Raw genomic sequence first — 19,796 nt, forward strand, 5'->3', positions numbered from 1 at the left:
GGTCATGAGCATCAAGCGCATTGCCCGACATCTCGTGCAGCATCATTGGCGGGCGAAGCAGATTTTTCCGCGAGCCGTGCTCGACCGCATCGAGCAGGCGATCAAGCGCGGCGAAGCGAGCCATTCCGGCCAGGTCCGCTTCGTCGTCGAAGGCGCGCTCGACGGCCGCCCGTTGTTCCGCAACCAGCCGGCGCGCGAACGCGCGCTCGACGTGTTCTCGCTCCTGCGCATCTGGGACACCGCGCACAACAACGGCGTCCTCATCTATCTCCTGCTCGCCGACCGCGACGTCGAGATCGTCGCCGATCGCGGCATCGATGCGAAGGTTGGCGCCGAGGGGTGGGAAACCATCTGCCGCGCGATGGAGGCCGAGTTCAGATCCGGCCGTTTCGAGCGCGGCGTGATCGGCGGCATCGAGGCGGTGTCGCGCGAGCTGGCAAAGCATTTTCCACCGCAGGGCGGCCCGCGTCCGAACGAGCTGCCGGACGCACCGGTGGTGATGTGACGAGGAGCTAGGTCAACTCTCGCACCGTCACCCTGAGGTGCTCGCCTCTTCGGCGAGCCTCGAAGGGCGACGGCCCGACTGCTGCAACTCGGCCGTTCATGCTTCGAGGCTCCCGGCGCGGTGCTACGCACCGCGCCGCTCGCACCTCAGCATGACGGATCGACGGTTGCCTCGTGTTTCACGCATTCCGCCGCCGTTCATCTTCCCCCGATTACGAATTGTTTCACGCCCGCCACACCGGTTCCACGTTCCCGGCCCAATTCGGCCCCGGATAACTTCCTAAAATTTCGGTAAGCGGGTCCGAGGTAAGGATTTCGCAAGCAATGAAAGTTACCAAAAGGTCAACCGAGACTGGAGTATTTGAGCCGTGAGCGAACCAATGCCCGAGCAGGCTGCCCAGGATTCCGGTGCTGTTGACGCCGCAGCGCCGCAGGCCATCGAGGCGGCCGCCGGTATCGACGCCCCCTCGATCGCCCCCGACCACGAGGCACCGCCCAAGCCCGATCCGGTCAAGGCGGAAGCCCCAAAGGTGGAGCCGCCGCGGATCGAAGTGCCGAAATCCGAAGCCAAATCCGACGCCAAGTCCGAGGTCAAGACCGAGGCCAATCCCGAGCCGAAGCTCGGCAAGCTCATCGTCATGCCGCCCACCGACCGCGCCTGGGAGCGCGAGGCGTTCGCTCCGCATGTGAAGGCGGACGAGCCGCGCGAGGCCGGCAGCAAGCGCCGTCTCTCGGCCATGGCCGCAGTGGTGGCGATTGCCGCCGGCGTCGGCGCGATCAGCGGCGCTCTTGCGACCGCCGGCATGATGCATTTCGCCGCCCCGGCCCAGGCGCCGGTACAGGTCGCCGACACCAGCGCGCTGGATGCGTCCGTCGCGCGGATCGATGCCGATGTCGTCGCACTGAAGGCCAATCTCGAGCAGAGCTCGAAGACCGGTCTCAGCCAGTTCAACCGGGCTAACGACCGCCTCGACAAGCTCGAGAAGGCACAGGCCGAGCCGCTGGCCAGGATCGCAAAGCTGTCCGAGACCGTCGACAAGCTCCGCGCTACGTCACCCGCCGCGCCCGCGCAGGCCGCAGCCGCGGTGCCCAAGGAGACCACCGGCTCGATCGCGCCGACCCAGGTCGCGACCGCCGCGGCCGCACCGGCTCCCGCCGCGCCCAAGACCGAGGTCGGACGTCTGCCGACGGTCGAAGGTTGGAGGCTGCGCAACGCCGGTAATGGCGGTGCGCTGATCGAGGGCCGCGACGGTCTCTACGAGGTCTATCCCGGCGACCCCATTCCCGGGGTGGGCCGTGTCGATGCGATCCGCCGTCAGGACGGCCGCTGGGTGGTTGTCACCAGCAGGGGCCTGATCGTCGGTCGCTGAGCGTTCGATATCCGACCTTCGAAAAGGCGCTTCACCACGATGTGAGGCGCCTTTTTGCTTGAATAGGCGTCCCTGCGCGGTGTTACTGGAGACATGGGCCGCGCCTTGCGAATTCTCGTTGCTGCCGCCGCATTGCTGGGCGGTGTCGTTTCGCTCTTCGCAGCGGAAAACACTGCGCTGACGCGCGGCACCGCGATCACCGATCCCGATCTCCTGCGCAAGCTCGACCAGAACAATACGCTGACGATCTCGCATCTTTTGTCGCCGGAACGGAATTCGTACGTCCCGCTCACGACCGAGCTGATGTTCGCGTCGCTGCCGCAGCTGAAAGACATTCCACCGGCGATCGATGCGGAATTCAACCGCTACATCGCCTGGTACAAGGCGGCATATCCGGGCGAGACCATCGGCGTCGGCGAGGGTTTTGACGCGCAATTGTTCGATCTCGCCAATCTGAAATCGCGCGACACCCGTTTCGTGCTGGCGGGCATCGTCAATCGTATGGACCGCGCCTATGTCTCGGAAGAGTACTGCGGCGAGATCCGGCTGATTTACCGTCTTGCGCGTTTCGACAGCGGACCGGATGGCGGCAAGACCGCAACGCGCCTGCCGATGACGCTCAACCTCGTGATGAAGGCGCGCGATCCGCGTCAGATGGATGCGAGCGGCAAGCCGATCACGTGCGCCGAGGTCGCTCGGCGCTGGCTCGACAATGGCGACTGGCAGGTTTTGATCGGCAGCCGCTTCTCGCCTTACGACACCATGCTCGACCGCATCGAGACCAACATCCAGGTCTCGGTCGCGCCGAAGTCGGCGCTGCACGATTTCCGATCCGACTACCTGCTCAAGGTGTTCAAGTACGACGCAGCCACCAAGACATTCGAGGAATCGACGCTGGAGAACCAGATCGATCGCGACCGGATTCTTGCCGACGACGCGCTGCGGCGCGACTTCAAGGCCTGGCTGCTCGCGCCCGATCATCTGCGCGAGTTCGATCGCGGCACCGTGCTGATCCCGGAGAAATTCCTGGCCAAGGCCGCGGTGGTGCCGACTCCCGCCGGCCTCGATGCCTCGGCGCTGCAGCCGGAGTTCGGCATGATGCAAGGAGAGAGCAACGGCGATCCAGTCTTCACCGATAGCGACGTGGTCAGCGCGCTGAAGCAGGCTGCGGCACGCGGGATCGACATGCAGAGCGTCCGCTCGGTCGCAGGCTTCCAGCGCCGCCTCAACGACCTCACCTGCGCCGGCTGCCACCAGACCCGCGGCATCGGCGGTTTCCATTTCCCGGGCGTGGACTGGCTTGCGGACAAGCCGTCGAATTCCACCATCGTGGCGGCTTCGCCGCATTTCTTCGGCGACCAGGTGCGCCGCCGCGACATCCTGACCGCGTTCGCCGCGGGCAAGCCCCCTGATTTCTCACGCGGATTTGCCGATAGGCCGCAGACCCGCGGCAGAAGCGAACTCGCCGGCACCGAATATCAGGACGGCTGGGGCGCGCATTGTTCCCTGCAAGAGGCGGGATCGGGAACGCCCGACAAGAGTTTTACGTCATGGAGCTGTGCTAACGGTCTCACCTGTCATGCTGCCGCGGCCTCGCGCCGCATCGGCATGTGCTTCATCAAGACGCGTTAGCGCGTGATCCGAAAAAGTGCGTAGCGGTTTTTCGAAAAGATCAGGCGCTAGATAAAGCCAGCAAGCGATTTGGATGATCCATGACGGATACCAGCGAGGCCAACAAGGAGCGCAATCGCGAGATCGCGCGCAATGAGGAAGCCAAGCAGATCACCGGCAGCATCCGCGTCAGCATCTGGGCGGTCGCGGTGGCCGTCATGATCGGCGGGATCTTGTTCACGCTCGGCTGGCTGGCGTTGCGGTAGCTGCGGAGATTGCCTTCGCCTCTCCCCGCGCGCGGGGAGAGGGAAAGAGCGCCTCACTTCGCGTAATTCGTCATCCGCTTGCCCGGCAGCAGCTCATAGGCCGGCTTCCAGCCGGGCAGCGCGGCCATGCGGCCGAGCCAGGCGTGGATGGCTGGATGGCTCGCCGCGAAATCGAAGCCGTGCTCGTCGCTCGGATAGTGCAGATAGGCCATCATCGAGATGTCTGCGACCGTCGGCTTCGTACCGATCGCGAATTCATTGTGCTGGAGATGTCCGTCGAGGATGCCGAGGAAATCCTCGAGCCGCCGGCGAAAATGCTTCAGCACCTGCGCGTCGTTCTTCTCGGTGAAGGCGCGCATGAAGCGGTAGGTCGCCATGTAGCCGGTGAGCTTGTGGTTATCCCAGAACAGCCAGCGCAGCAGCTCGAACCTCTCTTCTTCCGTTTCGGCGCCGAAGCGGCCATACTGATCGGCAAGCTTGAGCAGGAGGGGCGCGGTCTGCGTCATCTTCACGCCGTCGATTTCGAGCACGGGAATCTCGCCCATCGGATTCACGCTGCGACGCCACTCCGCCGTGCGCGTGACGCCGCCGGCGAAATCGGTCCACACCGGCTCGAACGTCTCGCCGCAGAGCGTCAGCATCAGCGCCAGCTTGTAGCTGTTGCCGGATTCGGGGAAGTAGTGCAGGCGGTAGCTGGGCATGGGACCTCGTGGCATCGGTGTGTTGCCGATTGTTATAGCGAGATAGTCCGGCATCGTCATTGCGAGCGCAGCGAAGCAATCCAGCAATGCATCCGCGGAGACACTCTGGATTGCTTCGCTGCGCTCGCAATGACGGAGTTTGTAGAGACGACGGGGCTACCCCACACCGCCCCCGAATTCCGCAGCTGCTTGATCGCCGCCTCGTCGTATCCCGCGCCACGCAAAATCTCGTCACTGTGCTCGCCGACGGCCGGCGGCTTGCGCGGCTGCACCTTCTTGGCACCGTCGATCCAGATCGGGCTGTTGATGGTGAGCATGGTGTCGTTCTCGAACGGCACCAGCACCTCGTTGTCGAGCATCTGCTTGTCGTTGGGGATGTCGTCCAGAATGGCGACGACGCCGAACACGAGGCCATTGCCGTCGAGGATCTTGCGCCATTCGGCGAGATCCCTGGTGGCGAAGGTCTCGTCGAGGATCTTGATCAGCTCGACCGAGCGGGCGTGACGGTCGGCCTTGGTGGCGAAGCGGGGATCGGCGATCAGGTCTTCGCGTCCGAGGCACTTGGCCAGCGTCGGAAACTGCTTCTCCTCGTTGAGCAGGGACAGGATCAGCCAGCGGCCGTCCTTGCACTGGTAGTGGTTGGCGACCGCGTTCAGCGCACGCTCGCGCGGCCGTCGCTCGCCGAACTTGGCGCCGCAGAGCTTGGCCTGCGCCAGCACGCTTGCCGCCCACACCCCGTTCGCCATCAGGTTGGAGGCGACATGCGAGCCCTTGCCGGTCTTCTCACGCTGATAGAGCGCGGTGACGATGGCGCCGTAAAATGCCATGGCGCAGGGATGGTCGCCCATGCCGGCGATCGAGCGCGCCGGCGTCGTGTCGGTGTCGGCGCGGACGAGGTCCATCAGGCCGGAGCGCGCCCAATAGGCATTGCTGTCGAAGCCGGGCTTGTTGGCTTCCTCGCCCTTCTCGCCATAGCCGGTGAAGGAGGCGTAGATCAGCCGGTCGTTGAGATGGGCGAGATGGTCATAGGTGATGCCGAGCTTGGTACGCACCGGCGGCGGCATGTTGGTGATGAAGACGTCGGCTTCCGCCACCAGCTTAAAGAGCACGGCCTGCGCCTCGGGCTTCGACAGGTCGAGCGCGATGCTCTTCTTGTTGCGGGCCTCCAAGAGCCAGGCGAAATTGTGCTCGCCTGAGGGATAGCCCGGCAGGTTGGGCAGATTGCGGTAGGGATCCCCAGTGCCGGGCGGCTCGATCTTGATGACGTCGGCGCCGAAATCCGACAGCACGGTCGCGGCCGCGGGCGCTGCGATGAAGCTCGCGCAGTCCAGAACCTTCAGCCCCGAAAAAATCCCCTTTTCCATCGCGGCGTTGCTCCCTCGCTCTTGTCGTTTCCCGCGCGCTGGAATTGGCGCGGGCTCATCATGGGAGCATTAGACCGATGTCTCCGCGGGATGCAACGGCGCCCGGCGCAGGGCTCATTGCGCTACTCAGCGCGCATCCGCCACGGACCGAGAACCATCCCCCTTCACCCTGAGGTGCTCGTCCTGCGGTGTACCGCAGGACGAGCCTCGAAGGGCGAGGGCCCGGCTGCATCCGGGCCGTTCATCCTTCGAGGCTCCCAGCGCGATGCCTGCGCATCGCGCCGCTCGCACCTCAGGATGACGGAACTTATATGGCGCGTGTGTGTGAAGGCGCCTCTAGCAGTGGCGCTCACTCCTCCCCCGCCATCAGCGCCGCATTGCCGCCGGCTGCTGCGGTGTTGATGGTCACGGTCTGCTCGGTGGCAAAGCGTGAGAGATAGTGCGGGCCGCCGGCTTTGGGGCCGGTTCCGGACAGGCCGTTGCCACCGAACGGCTGCACGCCGACCACCGCGCCGATCATGTTGCGATTGACGTAGATGTTGCCGACCTGGACGCGGTCGATGATGGCCTCGATCGTGTCGTCGATGCGGGAGTGGACGCCGAGGGTGAGGCCGTAGCCGGTGCGCTCGATCGCTTGCAGGGCGCGCGCGAGGTTCTCGGCGCGATAGCGCACGACATGCAGGATCGGGCCGAACACCTCCTCGGTGAGCTGGCCGGCCTCCTCGAGCTCCAAGATATGCGGCGCGACGAAGCAGCCTTCCGGCGCCTGGCCTGCAAAGTGCAGCCGCGCCTCGCGTTTCATCCGCGCGATGTGCGCATCGAGCCGCTGCTTGGCTTCGAGATCGATCACCGGGCCGACATGGGTTGCGACGTCAGAGGGATCGCCGATCTTCAACTCGCGTGCGGCGCCCGCGATCATCTCGATCATGCGGTCGGCGACATCCTCCTGCACGAACAGCAGGCGCAGCGCCGAGCATCGCTGGCCGGCGGAGCGGAACGCGGAGGTCACGACATCGTCGGTGACTTGCTCGGGCAGCGCGGTCGCGTCCGCGATCATGGCGTTGATGCCGCCGGTCTCCGCGATCAGTGGCACGATCGGCCCGTCCTTGGCCGCGAGCGTCCGGTTGATGCTGCGGGCGACCTCGGTCGAGCCGGTGAAGACGATTCCCGCGACATCCGCATGCGCGGTCAGCACGGCGCCGATTCGGCCGTCGCCGGTGACGAGATGCAGCGCGCTTCTGGGGATGCCGGCCTCGTGCAGCAGGGCGACGGCCTCGCGCGCGATGCGCGGCGTCTGCTCGGCTGGTTTTGCGACCACGCTGTTGCCGGCCATCAGCGCCGCCGTGACCTGGCCCAGGAAGATCGCCAGCGGAAAATTCCACGGCGAGATCGCGACGAAGACGCCGCGGCCGCGCAGGGTGAGCGCATTGCTCTCGCCGGTCGGGCCCGGCATGGCGGCATCGTTCCCGAACAGCTTGCGGCCCTGCGCGGCATAGTAGCGGCAGAAGTCGGCGGCTTCGCGCAGCTCCGACAGCGCATCATCGAGCGTCTTGCCGCCCTCGGCTTGCAACAGCGCGATGAAACGGGCGCTCCGGCTCTCCAGCAGATGCGCGGCCTGCTCCAGCGCCGCCGCGCGCGCGCCCGCCGGCGTCCGGCTCCAGGCGACAAAGCCGGCGCTCGCAGCAGTCACCGCCGCGTTGGCCTTATGCGGCGTCGCGTCGGTGATGGGCTTGAGATCGGCCGCCTCGGTCCTGACGTCCATCAGCAGCTGGTCGAGTGCGGCACGCTCACCGAATTCGACGCCGCGCGAATTGCGCCGCTCCGGCGCGAACAGATCTGCCGGCAGCGGAATCCTGGGATGAGGTGCCTGTTGCGGTCGGCCAATGGCATCCGCCGGGCGCTGCAGCAGCGCCGAAACCGGCACGCGATAATCGGCCGCCTGCGCCACGAACGACGAGTTGGCGCCGTTCTCCAGCAGCCGTCGCACCAGATAGGCGAGCAGATCGCGATGACTGCCCACCGGCGCATAGGTGCGGTAGGCGATATCAGAGTGGTCCTTGGCAAGCTGCTCGTACAGCGCTTCGCCCATGCCGTGCAGGCGCTGGAATTCGAAGCCGCCGCTGCCGGCTGCGAGCTCCAGCACGGTCGCGACCGTCAGTGCGTTGTGGGTGGCGAATTGCGGGAAGATGCGCGGCCGCAAGGCCAGCAGCTTCGTCGCGCAGGCGACGAAGTTCAGATCCGTCATCGCCTTGCGCGTGAACACGGGGTAGCCGTCGAGGCCGCGCTCCTGTGCGCGCTTGATCTCGGTATCCCAATAGGCGCCCTTGACCAGCCGCACCATCAGCTTGCGGTCATGCGCGCGGGCAAGTTCGTCGACATAGTCGATCACTGCGCTGGCGCGTTTCTGATAGGCCTGGATCGCCAGGCCAAATCCGTCCCAGCCGGCAAGTGAGGCATCGGCGAGCGTCGCCGCGATCACGTCGAGCGACAGTTCCAGCCGATCGGCTTCCTCCGCGTCGACGGTGAAGTTCAGGTCGTAGGTCTTGGCGCGCTGCGCGAGGTCCAGCAGTTGCGGCACCAGCTCGGCCATTACGCGCGCGCGGCTGATCGCCTCGAAGCGCGGATGCAGCGCCGAGAGTTTGACCGAGATGCCGGGCCGGTCGGGCAGGGGATGCGGGCCCGCCCCTTTGCCGATGGTTTCGATCGCACTGGCATAGGCGTCGAAATAGCGCTTGGCGTCGGCGGCCGTGCGCGCGCCTTCGCCGAGCATGTCGAAGGAATAGCGCGGCTTCTGGCCGGAGCGCGGCCGGCCCCGCTCCAGCGCCTGCTCGATGGTCTCGCCTAGCACGAAATGATTGCCCATCAGCCGCATCGCCTGGCGCGTGGCGGTGCGCACGGCAGGTGCGCCCAGCCGCTTCACCAGCCGGCCGATGGTGCCGTCGGGTGTCTCGCCGGGCTGGATCACCCGCGCCGACAGGCCGAGCGCCCAGGCCGAAGCGTTGACCAGGAAGGCGGTGGACTTGGTCTCGTGATGGATGAAGTCGCCCTCGCCGAGCTTGTCCTCGATGAACTGGTCGGCGGTACGGGCATCAGGCACGCGCAGCAGCGCTTCCGCCAGCACCATCAGCGCGAGGCCCTCCTTCGTCGACAGCGCAAACTCCCGCAGCATGTCCTCGACCCCGCCGAGCCGGTCGTCGCGTTTGCGGATCGTCTCGATCAGCCGCGTCGCGATGCGGTCGATCCGCGCCTCCTGCGGCAGGCTCAGATGCGCCGATGGCAATAGGCGCGCAGCAAGGTCGGCGTCGTCGGGTGCGTAGGGAGCGGTGAAGGGCGGCGGGATGTTCGGCATGGCGTGTCCTGTGGCTGAAATTCAGGATAAAGCCCGCATGGCCGTAGTTCGATAGACAATCTAGCCACTTTGCCTTAGAAAATGAAGACCATTCGCCATTTGGCCTCGTAAGATATGGAACTTGATCGCATCGACCGGAAAATCCTCTCGATTTTGCAGGAGGATGGGCGCATCGCCAATGTCGAGCTCGCCGAGCGCATCGGGCTGTCGCCGACCTCGATCGGCGAGCGGCTGAAGCGCTTGCAGCGCGAGGGTTTTGTCGAAGGCTATGGCGCGCGGCTCAACCCGCACCGGCTTGGCCTCGGACTCCTGGTGTTCGTCGAGGTGCTGCTCGACAAGACCACGCCCGACAATTTCGAGCGCTTCGCGCGTGCCGTGAAGCTCGCCCCTGAAGTGCTGGAGTGTCACATGGTTGCCGGCGGCTTCGACTATCTTGTGAAGGCGCGGCTGGCAGACATGGCCGCCTATCGACGCTTTCTCGGCGAGACCCTGCTGTCGATGCCGGGCGTGCGCGAGACGCGGACCTATGCGGTGATGGAGGAGATCAAGCGCGACGCACCGCTGCCGGTGGGTTAGCGAAGTGCTGTCGCGATTGTCATTGCTGTGGTTTGATAAGCGGTCTTCGCAGGAAAAATAGCTATCCTTGTGCAATCGCAACGCCTGTCGTCGAGTGCACCGGCCGTCTTCTTAAATTTTCTTGGCCCGCTCCCGGACAAATCCGGGAGGCAGCAAAAGCTGGCGCGGGCTTATACTTTGAGGTTCTCCGCGGAGGTCTTGCCCCGGTTTGCGATCTCTTCGTATTCCACCGTCTGTCCCTCGTTCAGGGTGGACAGACCGGCTTTCTGCACTGCCGAGATATGCACGAACACATCCTTGCCACCCGACGCAGGCTGGATAAATCCATAACCCTTCGTCGGGTTGAACCACTTGACCGTACCTTTAGCCATCACGACTTCTCCGCGGGTCTTCCTCCGAGATCTCGAACCGCCAGTCCCCGCCAACCGGCCGGTTCGGTCCTGCAGGATACGCGGAATGTGGCGGGCTTGGTAGCTCAAACCACATCGGCATTCTGCTGAATTCCGCTCAACTTCGTGGCGTTTTTACCGGTTTTGCCCGTTTCGCGGTCAAATGGCTCGTGCGCCGCAAGCCATGCTGCGGAGGAAAGGGCGATACGGCGTAGCCCTCCAGGGGAGGGTAAGCGCGCGCGTGATGCGGTCCGTCAGTAAGTCGCGGCCAGATAATCGACGATCTTGCCGACATCAGCATCGTCGATCGGCGCGCCATAGACCTTGATCATCTTGGTCACCTCGGCCTGCCAGAAGCCCTTCTTGTCCTTCATCGGCGGCTGCGTGGCGATGTAGTCGGACGAGTGGCAGGCGCTGCAATTGCCCTGCACGACCTCGAGATTGGGCCCGGGCTTGAAGGCTGCGACCTCGTCGGGGGTCTTGTAATTGACCGGAGCGGCAAACGCCGAACCCACCGCGGCGGCGAGGGCGAGCGTGATGGTGAGGAGAACGGTGCGCTGCATGATCAGTCTCCTTCAGGCCACGCTGACGCGGACGGTTTCGACCACGTTGCGTAGATAGCCCGCCGGGTTCCAGCGCGGCGTATCCGGCTGGGTCTCGCCGCCATTGCCGGTGGCGCGGACCTTGAGCTCGTGGCTGCCGGATGCGAGCTTCACCGGCAGCTTCCATTCGCGGAACGCGTATTTGCCGAGATCCTTGCCGAGTTTCGCGCTGGTCCAGGTCCTGCCGCCGTCGGTCGAGACCTGGACCTCCTTGATGCCCTTGCCGCCGTCGAAGGCGATGCCGCGCAGGGTCACAGCTCCCGCCTTCAGCTTGGCGCCATCAGGCACGCTGGTGATGAAGGAGCGGATGGTGAAGCGGTTGATCGGGATGGTCGCCTTCGGCGCGGTGCCCGGCTCGACCGCGTTGTTGGGCGTGTCAGGGATTCGATAGGCCGACTTCATCCAGAAGCCGTCATAGACGTTGTCGATGACGGTGATCTCGTTGAGGTGCTTGAGCCAGTAGGTGCCGTAATAGCCGGGCACGATCAGGCGCAGCGGGAAGCCGTTGAGGAACGGCAGATCCTCGCCGTTCATGCCATAGGCCAGCATCACCTCGCTGTCGGTGGCGTGCTCGAGATCGAGCGCCTTGACGAAATCGGGCGTCTTGTCGTTGACCGGCCCGTCCATGCCGCCAAACGTCACCTGCTTGGCGCCGGTCTGGACGCCCGCCATCTCCAGCACCGCCTTCAGCGGCACGCCGCGCCAGCGCGCACAGCCCATCGCGCCGTTGGCGAGCTGGCCGCCGGCGACACGCGGCTCGAAGAAGCCGCGGCTGTTGCCGGAGCACTGGTTGACGGCGACGATCTCCGTCGCCTTCATCTTCCTGATGTCCTTCAGCGACAATTTCAGCGGCTTGTCGACCTTGCCCTTGACCTCGAGCGTGAATTTGTCGGGGTCGAGATTGTAGGGCAGGTCGGAGAGGTGATAGCGCACGAAGAACGCGTTGTTCGGCGTGATCGGGCCGCCGTTGAACACCGCAAACGGCGTCTCCAGCTGCGGCGGTCGGCTGGTCAGGCCGATCATCGGCCGCTTCTGCGGATATTTCACCAGCGGCCGTTCGCCATTGACGAAGGGCAGGGTGACGGTGTCGAGTGCCAGCGCTCGGGTGGAATTCAGTGTGGCCGCAAAGGCGGCAAGCCCCGCTCCTTTGAGCAGGTCGCGTCGATCGAACATTCTGGTCTCCTCCCGGAGCTTTTTGTTGGACCAGCGGTCATCACCACAATCCTACGCTCATCTGTCGCAACGATTTGGATGAAGTCAATTCGTGCTTTCGCAGCAAGCCTATGCCGCTGCGTTGCAGCAGGCCGGTGTTACGCATGCAACGAGATTGAGGCGACCTGCGGCCGTAGCGAAGGTGTGCTCCCTCGCCCCGTTCTTACGGGGAGAGGGTTGGGGTGAGGGGCCTCTCTCCACACGTGAGATCCATCGAGAGACCTGTACCCCCTCACCCGGATCGCTGCGCGATCCGACCTCTCCCCGCAAGCGGGGAGAGGTGAAGAAAGATCACGCCGCCACGCGCTCGCCGCGATCGACCAGCACCGCCAGCTCCCTTGCATCCGCCACCACGCGCACGGCCATCGGCTCGTCGCGGCCGCGGATTGCGACCTCCTGCTGCGGCAGGGCGTCCTCGGCAAGACTTGCGGTGCGGCGGACCTCTTCCGAGACGATGGCCTCGCAGGCCAGCGTCTTGGTCATGTCCTGCAGGCGAGCGGCGACGTTGACGGCATCGCCGAGCGCGGTGAAGACGATGTGATCGCGATAGCCGATGTCGCCGATGATGACCTCGCCGCCGTGGATGCCGATGCCGAAGCGGATCGGCTGGCGCAGATCATGGCTCAGCAGCGCGTTGAGCTCGTCGATGTGCATGGCGATGCCGGAGGCCGCCTTCAGGGCCTGCCGGCAGGCTGCTTGCGGATCGGCCGACAGCCCGAACAGCGCCAGCATGCCGTCGCCGACGAACTGGTTCGGCTGGCCGCCGTTTTCGATGACGGCCTGCGACACCGCGCCGAGGAAGCGGTTGACGATGAAGACGGTGTCGAACGGCAGCCGCTTCTCGGCAAGCTGCGTCGAGCCGCGCATGTCCACGAACAGGCTGACGAGATAGCGCTCCTGGCCGATGCGCGCCGGTGTCGAGGCCTGCCCATCCGTTGAATGCGTGTGAGGTGTGAAAAGCTGAAAGAAGGAGAGGTCGGACGTCGGCCGCAGCTGGCAGGCCAGCCGGATCGAGGGATCGGCGGTGCCGACGCGGGTGAGCACGAAGGCCTCGCGTTGCGACGGTTCGGGCAGGACGCCGTGATCGCCGATGACGCGAATGCGGCAGGTCGAGCAGCGGGCGCGGCCGCCGCAGACGCTGGCATGCGGCACGTTGTGGCGCAGGCTTGCCTCCAGCACGGAGAGGCCCTTTGGCACGCGCACCGTCTTGCCGTTGCCGTAGGACAGCGCGATCATGCCGCCGCGCCGTTCGCGCCAGGCCCGCACGCCGCGCGCGGCCAGCGCCAGTCCCAGTAGTCCAAAATAACCCATGGTGAGACCACCGGCGATACGGTCGAGCGTATTGTTTTCCGCGACCGTGCCGACCTGACGGCGGGCCAGATTTTGCGAACGCCAGTCTCGATCGTCGCTCTCGATCTCGATGCTGCGGCCGCCCTGATAGATGCCGAGCAGCGACAGCGTCGGGACCAGCACGGCGGCCGCGAGCAAATAGGGTGCCGCGCGCGTGAAGAAGGCCTTGAGGCGAAGCCAGAAATAGATGCCGATGCAGCCGTGGATCCAGGCGATGAGTAGCAAGATTGACATCTGCCAGAGCCGGCCCGGCGCGGCGACGAAGAACAAATAGAGCTCCTGCGGATAGAGCTTCTCGTGTCCGTACAGCGTCTGTCCGAGCCGCACGCCGATGACGTGGCCCATGACGAGGACGGGGATGCTCAAGCCGAGCACGAGCTGGAGCGGCTCGATGGTCCGCCAGCGGAACTGCCGGCGCTGATACAGCGCGTAAATGCCGAGACCCATATGGGTCAGAGCCGCCGTGTAGAACACGATCGCGACTGGCAGGAACTGCCAGAACAGGGTGTGGTAGTAGACACCGGCCTCCATGGCATCGACCGAGATGTTGCCGAGCGCATGGTTGAGGAAATGGCTGACCACATAAGAGAACAGGATGATTCCGCAGATGAGCCGCACCTGCCGCACGCTGGTGGCGCGGACGAGTTCGGGCATATGTACGGGAGCGGTGGCCATGATTCGGTTGTATCAGGTCATGAAAGAGAACAGCCAGCGTAGCGCTTAATTCCCGATGTGGACAGGCTGCGAGGTCACATGCCTGGGAAGCGCTTCACACTCCACCGTCGTCCCGGACAAGCGCGCCCCGAAGGCGCGCGCCGATCCGGGACCCATAACCACAGGGCGCGGTTGTGGCGCGGGGCGGTAACTGCGAGTCTTCGCTGCACTCCTCCCTGTGGCTATGGGTCCCGGGCCTGCGCTTCGCTTGCTCGGGACGACACCTATGTTGGGACTGCCTACATTGACTCCCCTTCCCAAGTCGGTGAAAAGCGCGGTCGTGACGATCGCTCCCGACATCTCTGCGAAGCCAGACGGCGCCAAACGCCGTCTCATTCTTGTTGCAGTGCTCGTCATCGCCGCGATGACCGTGCTGCGCATCGTCTATGCCTCCGCGATCGAGCTGCGCACGGACGAAGCCTATTACTGGACCTGGTCGAAGGAGGCCGCGCTCAGCTTCCTCGATCATCCCCCAGGGATCGCCTGGCTCATTCGCTTCGGCACCGCGATCTTCGGCGACACCGCGCTCGGGGTGCGCTTCGGCGGCATCGTCGCGATGCTGGTGACGCAGCTGCTGCTCGCTGACATCGTGCGCCGCCTCACGCATGATGCGCGCGCCGTCATGTTCGCGGTGCTGATGCCGGAGGCCGCGCTCTATTACGGCTTGCTGATGGCCAAGGTCGCGCCCGATGTCGCGATGATTCCGTGTGCGATGGCGATGATGTGGTCGCTGGTGCGGCTCGCACAGGGCGGCGACGGCCGGTGGTGGCTCGCGGCCGGCCTGTTCGCAGGCCTCGCGATGCTCTCGAAATTCACCGCGATCATGTTCGCGCCCGCGGTCGCCGCTTTTCTGCTGGTGCCGGATTGGCGCTGGCGCTGGCTGCGCAGTCCTTACCCTTACCTCGCGGTGCTGGTTGCGATAGCGGTTTTCTCACCGGTGCTGATCTGGAACGCGCAGCACGACTGGGCCTCGTTCCGCTTCCAGGGCGTGCGCGCCACCGCCAATTACGGCATCTCGCTGCGCACGATCGGCGATTACATCGGCCTGCAATTCGGCCTGGTCGGCTTCGTCATGCTGCCGGTGGTGCTGACGGGCCTGGTGCTGACGGCCTGGCGCGGTTATCGCACGCGCGAGCCGGTCGCGATCCTGCTGTCGACCGCGGTGCTGGTGCCCTTCCTCTATTTCTTCGTGAAATCGCTGACGCTGCGGGTCGGCGACACCTGGCCGATGTTCATGTGGCCGGTGGGCTTTGCGGCTGCGGCCGTGAACCTCGTCACGATGACGAAAGAGGGATGGTCGGCCCGCATGCTCAAATCGTCGCTGTTCTGGGCCAATACGGCGATCGTCTCGGGAATCGCCTTCGTCGTCATCGTGTTCCTCTATTACGTTGCGGCGCCTTGGAATCTGCTCGGCAAGATCGATCCGATCGGCGCCGAGGCCGGCTACGAGCAGGTCGCGGCGCGCGCGCAGGCTGCCCTCGACGTAACAGGCGCGACCTGGATCGCCACTACCGACTATCGCACCTACGCCATGATGCGCTGGCTGTTCAGGGGGCGCGTACCCGTGGTCGAGATCAACGAGCGCGGCCGCTTCCAGGATTTTCGCGATCCCGGCATGGACCGGATCAGGGGGCATGCGGGGATCTATGTCGGGCGCGAGCCGGACAATCGTTCGTCGCTGTGGGAGAGCATCCCGGCGAAACGCGAGCAGCTCGGCCAGGTCGAACGCCGCTGGCGTGGCGTCCTGGCGGATACTTATGTGCTGGAAAAGCTCACCGGCTGGACCCCAGAGCTCGCCCCGCCGAAGGACTCGCCGCTGTTCCAGTGGCGCGTGCTGGCGGGAGAATTCGAAAAGCGGGAGCGCGCCTAGCGCGCCTTCTCTTACCCTCCCCTGGAGGGCAGGGGAATCGCATGTGGGATTCTGTAAGTCATTGCGAAGCGGCGAGAAATTGATTCTGAAGGTAGCTCCTGATTCGGATGGAGCGGCCGATGAACCGATTTGCGGAGTGCTTCGAGGAATTGCCGGACCCGCGCGCGGACAATGCGCTGCACGATCTGACGGAGATTTTGTTCATTGCGTTGATGGCGACGCTGTGTGGGGCAACGAGTTGCACCGACATGGCGCTGTTTGCGCGGATGAAGGCCTATCTTTGGGAGGGTGTGCTGGTGCTCGAGCATGGTCTGCCGAGCCACGACACGTTCAGCCGCGTGTTCCGCATGCTCGATCCGGCAGCGTTCGAGAAAGCCTTCCAGCGCTTCATGAAGGCCTTTGCGGAAGGCGCGAAGATCAAACAACCGAGGGGAGTGATCGCGCTCGACGGCAAAGCGCTGCGGCGCGGCTACGAGCGCGGCAAGAGCCATATGCCGCCCGTCATGGTGACCGCTTGGGCGGCGCAGACCCGCATGGCGCTGGCCAACGTGCAGGCGCCGAACAACAACGAAGCTGCCGGCGCGTTGCAGTTGATCGAACTTCTGCAGCTCAAAGGCTGCGTGGTGACGACCGATGCGCTGCATTGCCATCGCGGCATGGCCAAAGCGATTGTGGCACGGCGCGGCGATTACGTGCTGGCGGTGAAGGAGAACCAGCCGGCGCTGTTGGCCGACGCCAAGGCTGCCATCGGTGCCGCAACGCGCAAGGGAACCAGAGCGACCACCACCACCGATGCCGATCACGGGCGCAAGGAAAGGCGCACTGCCGTTGTCGCACCGGTCAAGGACATGGCGCAAAAGCACGACTTTCCCGGGATCAAGGCCGTGGCCAGGATCACCAGCAAGCGCGGCAAAGACAAGGCCATCGAGCGCTTCTTCCTGATGAGCCAAGCCTACAGCTCCAAGGATGTTCTGCGTATCGTCCGTACTCACTGGACCATCGAAAACGGCCTGCATTGGCCGCTCGACGTCGTCCTCGACGAGGATCTGGCCCGCAACCGCAAGGACAACGCCCCGGCCAACCTTGCCGTACTCCGGCGTCTTGCCCTCAATGTCGCCAGAGCCCATCCCGATACAACCACCTCCTTGCGCCTCAAGCTTAAGCGCGCCGGATGGAACGATGCCTTTCTCTTCGAGCTTCTTGGCCACATGCGATAGCCCTACCCTGGAGGGGGAGGGTCGATCGCGCGCAGCGCGAGCGGGGTGGGGTGATCTCCCCGCTCGGGCAGTTTTCGAGGTGGAGAGACCGTCACCCCACCCCGCTACGCATTGCGCTGCGCTCCATGCGCAGCGACCCTCCCCCTCCAGGGTAGGGTAAGCAAGAGCGCACTACTCCTCGTCGTCCTTCTTCCGCAAAAGATCCGTCGCCAGATCCGACAGCTTCGGCTGCGGCAGCGCCGCGAACGGCAGCGGCCTCGTCACGTCGATTGCGGCCAGTCCCAGCCGCGCCGTCAGCAGACCATTCAGCACGCCTTCGCCGAGCCGCTGCGACAGCTTTGCCGCGATGCCGTGGCCGAGCATCTGCTGCACCAGGCTGTCGCTCGCGGCCATGCCGCCGGTGATGGCGAGATGGGCGACGACGTGGCGGAGCAGGCGGATCATGCCGAGCGCGCCGGGGCGACCGCCATAGAGATAGGCGAGCTGGCGGATCAGGCGCAGTGCGGCGACGAACACGAACAGCACGTCGATCGCCGCGCGGGGCGAGACCGCGGTGACGATCGAGACTTTTTGCGCCGCTGACGACACCAGCCGCCGCGCTTCCGCGTCCAGCGGCGACATCAGTTCGCGCTCGGCGAGCCGGATCATGTCGGCACCGTCGATGATCTCGCCGGCATGGCTTTCCAGTGTGGCGCGGGCGCGCGCCAGTTGCGGGTTCTGATGCGCGATCTTGAGCAGGTCCTGCACGATGACGCGGCTCTCCCTGCGATCGTCATTGGCAAGCACTGCGGCCGCGCGCTGATGCAGCTTCTCGATCGTGGTGAGGCGCGCCAGGCCGAATGCCTCGCGCCCGATCACCACTGCGAGCGCCAGCGCGGTGACGAACGCGAAGGCAACGCCGACGAAGCCGAGCGTTTCGCTGCGCGCAAACAGGTCTTCGATCAGATGGACGACGCTGAGCCCGGTGCCGAGCAGCGTCAGCCCGGCGAGGCCGGACCAGAACAGCGTGCCCCACGGGAAGCCGCGCCGCACCGGACGCGCGGCCTCAATCGGCACCGGCAGCGCCATTGGATCTGGCTCCGGCGTGATCTGGATCGTGCCGCGACCGAGCCGTCCCGTTTCGTCGGCCTCCGTGACGACGACGCCGGGATCGTCGAGCCGGAACGTCGCCGGCCGCCGCTGCTGGGATCGGTCGTTCATGCGAGCTTGTCTCCGATCAGGAACTGCAAGGCACGGTCAAGGCGGATGTGTGGCAGCGTCGGCTCGTCAGCACCCTCGCGCTCGAGCCTTGGCGGGCGGAAGCGCAGGAAGCGGAAGTCACTTTTCTCGGCGGCCTCCGTCGCAAGCCCGCGGAACGCGTCCGCACCGTTGAACAGCGGCTCGGGATCAAGCGGCAGGTCGCCCGGAAAGGTCGCAACCTCGGTGTTGCCGTCGAAGAACTCGCCGCCGGCGCTTTCGCCCGCGGCCGGCGTTCCCAGGATCGACGGCAATTTGTCGCGGCCACGCGCCACCTGCGCCTCGCGCGTGGCGCGCACGGCGGCGAGCGCCACGACGTCGATCTCCGCGCCGGTATTTTCCGCGCGCGCGACCGCGCCCGAGACGGCGCGGCGCAGCACGGCCTCGAGACGGTCGTGGCTGGAATGATGCAGATGATCGGCCTTGGTCGCCGCAAACAGGATGCGGTCGATGCGCGGCCGGAACAGGCTGGAGAGCAGGGTGCTGCGGCCGATGTTGAAGCAGTCGAGAATGCCGGCGAGCGCGGATTCGAGATCGTGCAGCGCCTCGGGGCCGGAATTGAACGCGGCGAGCGCATCGGCCAGCACGATCTGGCGATCGAGCCGCGCAAAATGATCGCGGAAGAACGGCCGCACCACGACCTCCTTGTAGGCCTCGAAGCGCCGCACCATCATCGCCCAAAGCGATCCCTCAGGCGCCTGCCCACCCGCGGGCACGTCGAGCGGCGCAAAGGTCAGCGCGGGTGAGCCTGCGAGATTGCCGGGCATCAGGAAGCGGCCGGGCGGCAACAGGCTCATCGCAAACCGCTCGTCGCGGCAGGCGCGAAGATAATCGGTGAAGAGCTTTGCGGCCGTCAGCGTCGCCTGCTCGTCCTCGCGCGCTTCGGGCTTGAGCGTTGCGAGATGGGCGTGCCACTCGGCCGCGAGATGCGCGCGCGGCGCCTCGCGCGACAGCGCCAGGCTCTCCGCCGACCATTGCTCGTAGCTTTTCTGGAGCAGCGGCAGGTCCAGCAGCCATTCGCCGGGATAGTCGACGATGTCGAGCGTCAGCGTGCGGTCGGCGCCGTTCGGGCGCTGGTAAGCGATGACGAGCCTGAGCTCGCTGATGTCGACGGTCGAGTTCGGCCAGCGCCGCTCCTCGATCAGCGCGCGCAGATGGCTTTCATAGGCAAAGCGCGGTACCGCGTCGTCCGGCTGCGGCGCCAGATGCGCCCGTGCGATCCGGCCCGAAGCATAGGCCTCGAACACCGGAAACCGGCCGCCGCGCGTCAGCCCGTGGATCAGCGCGGTGATGAATACGGTCTTACCGGCGCGCGACAGGCCGGTGACACCAAGCCGCACCGTCGGATTGAAGAAATGCTCGCCATAGTCGATCAGCGCCCGCGCCGACAGCCGCGCCTCCTCGACCATATCCTGGAAACTGAATGCCATATGAACGTGAGGGGATCTCGGGCGGGGATACGCAA

At 65.4% G+C, this 19,796-nt stretch carries 15 protein-coding genes and 1 pseudogene; 7 read left to right on the forward strand and 9 right to left on the reverse strand.

What is annotated here, in order from left to right; genetic code table 11:
• Positions 1–4: 4 nt before the first annotated feature.
• The 4 genes from ACVIIV_RS13560 to ACVIIV_RS13575 all read left to right on the forward strand — a co-directional run bounded on the left by ACVIIV_RS13560 (position 5) and on the right by ACVIIV_RS13575 (position 3,751).
• Complete coding sequence (locus tag ACVIIV_RS13560; RefSeq protein ID WP_456744636.1) at positions 5–505, forward strand: TPM domain-containing protein; 501 nt, start codon at positions 5–7, stop codon at positions 503–505.
• A gap of 379 nt (positions 506–884) precedes the next feature.
• The gene (locus tag ACVIIV_RS13565; RefSeq protein WP_456748717.1) at positions 885–1,874 is read left to right on the forward strand and encodes a hypothetical protein; all 990 of its coding nucleotides are present in this window, start codon (positions 885–887) and stop codon (positions 1,872–1,874) included.
• Positions 1,875–1,967: 93 nt separating this feature from the next.
• Positions 1,968–3,506, forward strand: a complete 1,539-nt coding sequence (locus tag ACVIIV_RS13570) for a hypothetical protein (protein ID WP_456744637.1) — start codon at positions 1,968–1,970, stop codon at positions 3,504–3,506.
• A gap of 80 nt (positions 3,507–3,586) precedes the next feature.
• Positions 3,587–3,751: a hypothetical protein gene (locus ACVIIV_RS13575; protein ID WP_456744638.1), complete on the forward strand. Its 165-nt coding sequence runs from the start codon at positions 3,587–3,589 to the stop codon at positions 3,749–3,751.
• Positions 3,752–3,804: 53 nt separating this feature from the next.
• Here the strand turns inward: ACVIIV_RS13575 and ACVIIV_RS13580 are convergent, their stop codons facing one another.
• The 3 genes and pseudogenes from ACVIIV_RS13580 to putA all read right to left on the reverse strand — a co-directional run bounded on the left by ACVIIV_RS13580 (position 3,805) and on the right by putA (position 9,165).
• The gene (locus ACVIIV_RS13580; protein WP_456744639.1) at positions 3,805–4,452 is read right to left on the reverse strand and encodes a glutathione S-transferase family protein; all 648 of its coding nucleotides are present in this window, start codon (positions 4,450–4,452) and stop codon (positions 3,805–3,807) included.
• A gap of 164 nt (positions 4,453–4,616) precedes the next feature.
• Positions 4,617–5,816, reverse strand: a pseudogene (locus ACVIIV_RS13585) (CaiB/BaiF CoA transferase family protein); the annotation flags it as partial.
• 349 nt (positions 5,817–6,165) lie between these two features.
• The gene (gene putA / locus ACVIIV_RS13590; RefSeq protein ID WP_456744640.1) at positions 6,166–9,165 is read right to left on the reverse strand and encodes a bifunctional proline dehydrogenase/L-glutamate gamma-semialdehyde dehydrogenase PutA; all 3,000 of its coding nucleotides are present in this window, start codon (positions 9,163–9,165) and stop codon (positions 6,166–6,168) included.
• 114 nt (positions 9,166–9,279) lie between these two features.
• Between putA and ACVIIV_RS13595 the strand changes: the two genes are divergently transcribed.
• Positions 9,280–9,741 (forward strand): Lrp/AsnC ligand binding domain-containing protein, encoded by a 462-nt coding sequence (locus ACVIIV_RS13595; RefSeq protein ID WP_018317238.1) that lies wholly within the window; start codon positions 9,280–9,282, stop codon positions 9,739–9,741.
• A gap of 170 nt (positions 9,742–9,911) precedes the next feature.
• Here ACVIIV_RS13595 and ACVIIV_RS13600 read toward each other — a convergent pair whose 3' ends face one another.
• The 4 genes from ACVIIV_RS13600 to ACVIIV_RS13615 form a co-directional block, all read right to left on the reverse strand.
• Positions 9,912–10,112: a cold-shock protein gene (locus tag ACVIIV_RS13600; protein ID WP_008563500.1), complete on the reverse strand. Its 201-nt coding sequence runs from the start codon at positions 10,110–10,112 to the stop codon at positions 9,912–9,914.
• Positions 10,113–10,384: 272 nt separating this feature from the next.
• Entirely contained in the window at positions 10,385–10,693 is a 309-nt protein-coding gene (gene sorB / locus ACVIIV_RS13605; protein ID WP_456744641.1) for a SorB family sulfite dehydrogenase c-type cytochrome subunit, read from the reverse strand.
• Between the two features lie 12 nt (positions 10,694–10,705).
• Positions 10,706–11,905: a SorA family sulfite dehydrogenase catalytic subunit gene (sorA, locus tag ACVIIV_RS13610; protein ID WP_456744642.1), complete on the reverse strand. Its 1,200-nt coding sequence runs from the start codon at positions 11,903–11,905 to the stop codon at positions 10,706–10,708.
• Positions 11,906–12,235: 330 nt separating this feature from the next.
• A complete protein-coding gene (locus ACVIIV_RS13615; RefSeq protein ID WP_456744643.1) occupies positions 12,236–13,969 on the reverse strand; it encodes an adenylate/guanylate cyclase domain-containing protein in 1,734 nt (577 codons plus the stop codon).
• A gap of 403 nt (positions 13,970–14,372) precedes the next feature.
• Between ACVIIV_RS13615 and ACVIIV_RS13620 the strand changes: the two genes are divergently transcribed.
• The gene (locus ACVIIV_RS13620; RefSeq protein WP_456748718.1) at positions 14,373–15,878 is read left to right on the forward strand and encodes a glycosyltransferase family 39 protein; all 1,506 of its coding nucleotides are present in this window, start codon (positions 14,373–14,375) and stop codon (positions 15,876–15,878) included.
• Positions 15,879–15,997: 119 nt separating this feature from the next.
• Positions 15,998–17,095 (forward strand): ISAs1 family transposase, encoded by a 1,098-nt coding sequence (locus ACVIIV_RS13625; protein WP_456742655.1) that lies wholly within the window; start codon positions 15,998–16,000, stop codon positions 17,093–17,095.
• Positions 17,096–17,266: 171 nt separating this feature from the next.
• Here ACVIIV_RS13625 and ACVIIV_RS13630 read toward each other — a convergent pair whose 3' ends face one another.
• On the reverse strand, positions 17,267–18,295 hold the full coding sequence (locus ACVIIV_RS13630) for a YcjF family protein (protein WP_456744644.1): 1,029 nt from the start codon (positions 18,293–18,295) through the stop codon (positions 17,267–17,269).
• The gene (locus ACVIIV_RS13635) at positions 18,292–19,761 is read right to left on the reverse strand and encodes a YcjX family protein (protein WP_456744645.1); all 1,470 of its coding nucleotides are present in this window, start codon (positions 19,759–19,761) and stop codon (positions 18,292–18,294) included. Before ACVIIV_RS13635 ends, ACVIIV_RS13630 begins: the two co-directional genes overlap by 4 nt.
• Between the last annotated feature and the right edge of the window lie 35 nt (positions 19,762–19,796).

Source organism: Bradyrhizobium sp. USDA 4354 (assembly GCF_054060315.1).

What these genes read in the sequence shown, in the direction of transcription:
- ACVIIV_RS13560 (WP_456744636.1), top strand. Translation starts at nt 5, where the DNA reads ATGAGCATCAAGCGCATTGCCCGACATCTCGTGCAGCATCATTGGCGG.
- ACVIIV_RS13565 (WP_456748717.1), top strand. Translation starts at nt 885, where the DNA reads ATGCCCGAGCAGGCTGCCCAGGATTCCGGTGCTGTTGACGCCGCAGCG.
- ACVIIV_RS13570 (WP_456744637.1), top strand. Translation starts at nt 1,968, where the DNA reads ATGGGCCGCGCCTTGCGAATTCTCGTTGCTGCCGCCGCATTGCTGGGC.
- ACVIIV_RS13575 (WP_456744638.1), top strand. Translation starts at nt 3,587, where the DNA reads ATGACGGATACCAGCGAGGCCAACAAGGAGCGCAATCGCGAGATCGCG.
- ACVIIV_RS13580 (WP_456744639.1), bottom strand. Translation starts at nt 4,452, where the DNA reads ATGCCCAGCTACCGCCTGCACTACTTCCCCGAATCCGGCAACAGCTAC.
- putA (WP_456744640.1), bottom strand. Translation starts at nt 9,165, where the DNA reads ATGCCGAACATCCCGCCGCCCTTCACCGCTCCCTACGCACCCGACGAC.
- ACVIIV_RS13595 (WP_018317238.1), top strand. Translation starts at nt 9,280, where the DNA reads ATGGAACTTGATCGCATCGACCGGAAAATCCTCTCGATTTTGCAGGAG.
- ACVIIV_RS13600 (WP_008563500.1), bottom strand. Translation starts at nt 10,112, where the DNA reads ATGGCTAAAGGTACGGTCAAGTGGTTCAACCCGACGAAGGGTTATGGA.
- sorB (WP_456744641.1), bottom strand. Translation starts at nt 10,693, where the DNA reads ATGCAGCGCACCGTTCTCCTCACCATCACGCTCGCCCTCGCCGCCGCG.
- sorA (WP_456744642.1), bottom strand. Translation starts at nt 11,905, where the DNA reads ATGTTCGATCGACGCGACCTGCTCAAAGGAGCGGGGCTTGCCGCCTTT.
- ACVIIV_RS13615 (WP_456744643.1), bottom strand. Translation starts at nt 13,969, where the DNA reads ATGGCCACCGCTCCCGTACATATGCCCGAACTCGTCCGCGCCACCAGC.
- ACVIIV_RS13620 (WP_456748718.1), top strand. Translation starts at nt 14,373, where the DNA reads ATGACCGTGCTGCGCATCGTCTATGCCTCCGCGATCGAGCTGCGCACG.
- ACVIIV_RS13625 (WP_456742655.1), top strand. Translation starts at nt 15,998, where the DNA reads ATGAACCGATTTGCGGAGTGCTTCGAGGAATTGCCGGACCCGCGCGCG.
- ACVIIV_RS13630 (WP_456744644.1), bottom strand. Translation starts at nt 18,295, where the DNA reads ATGAACGACCGATCCCAGCAGCGGCGGCCGGCGACGTTCCGGCTCGAC.
- ACVIIV_RS13635 (WP_456744645.1), bottom strand. Translation starts at nt 19,761, where the DNA reads ATGGCATTCAGTTTCCAGGATATGGTCGAGGAGGCGCGGCTGTCGGCG.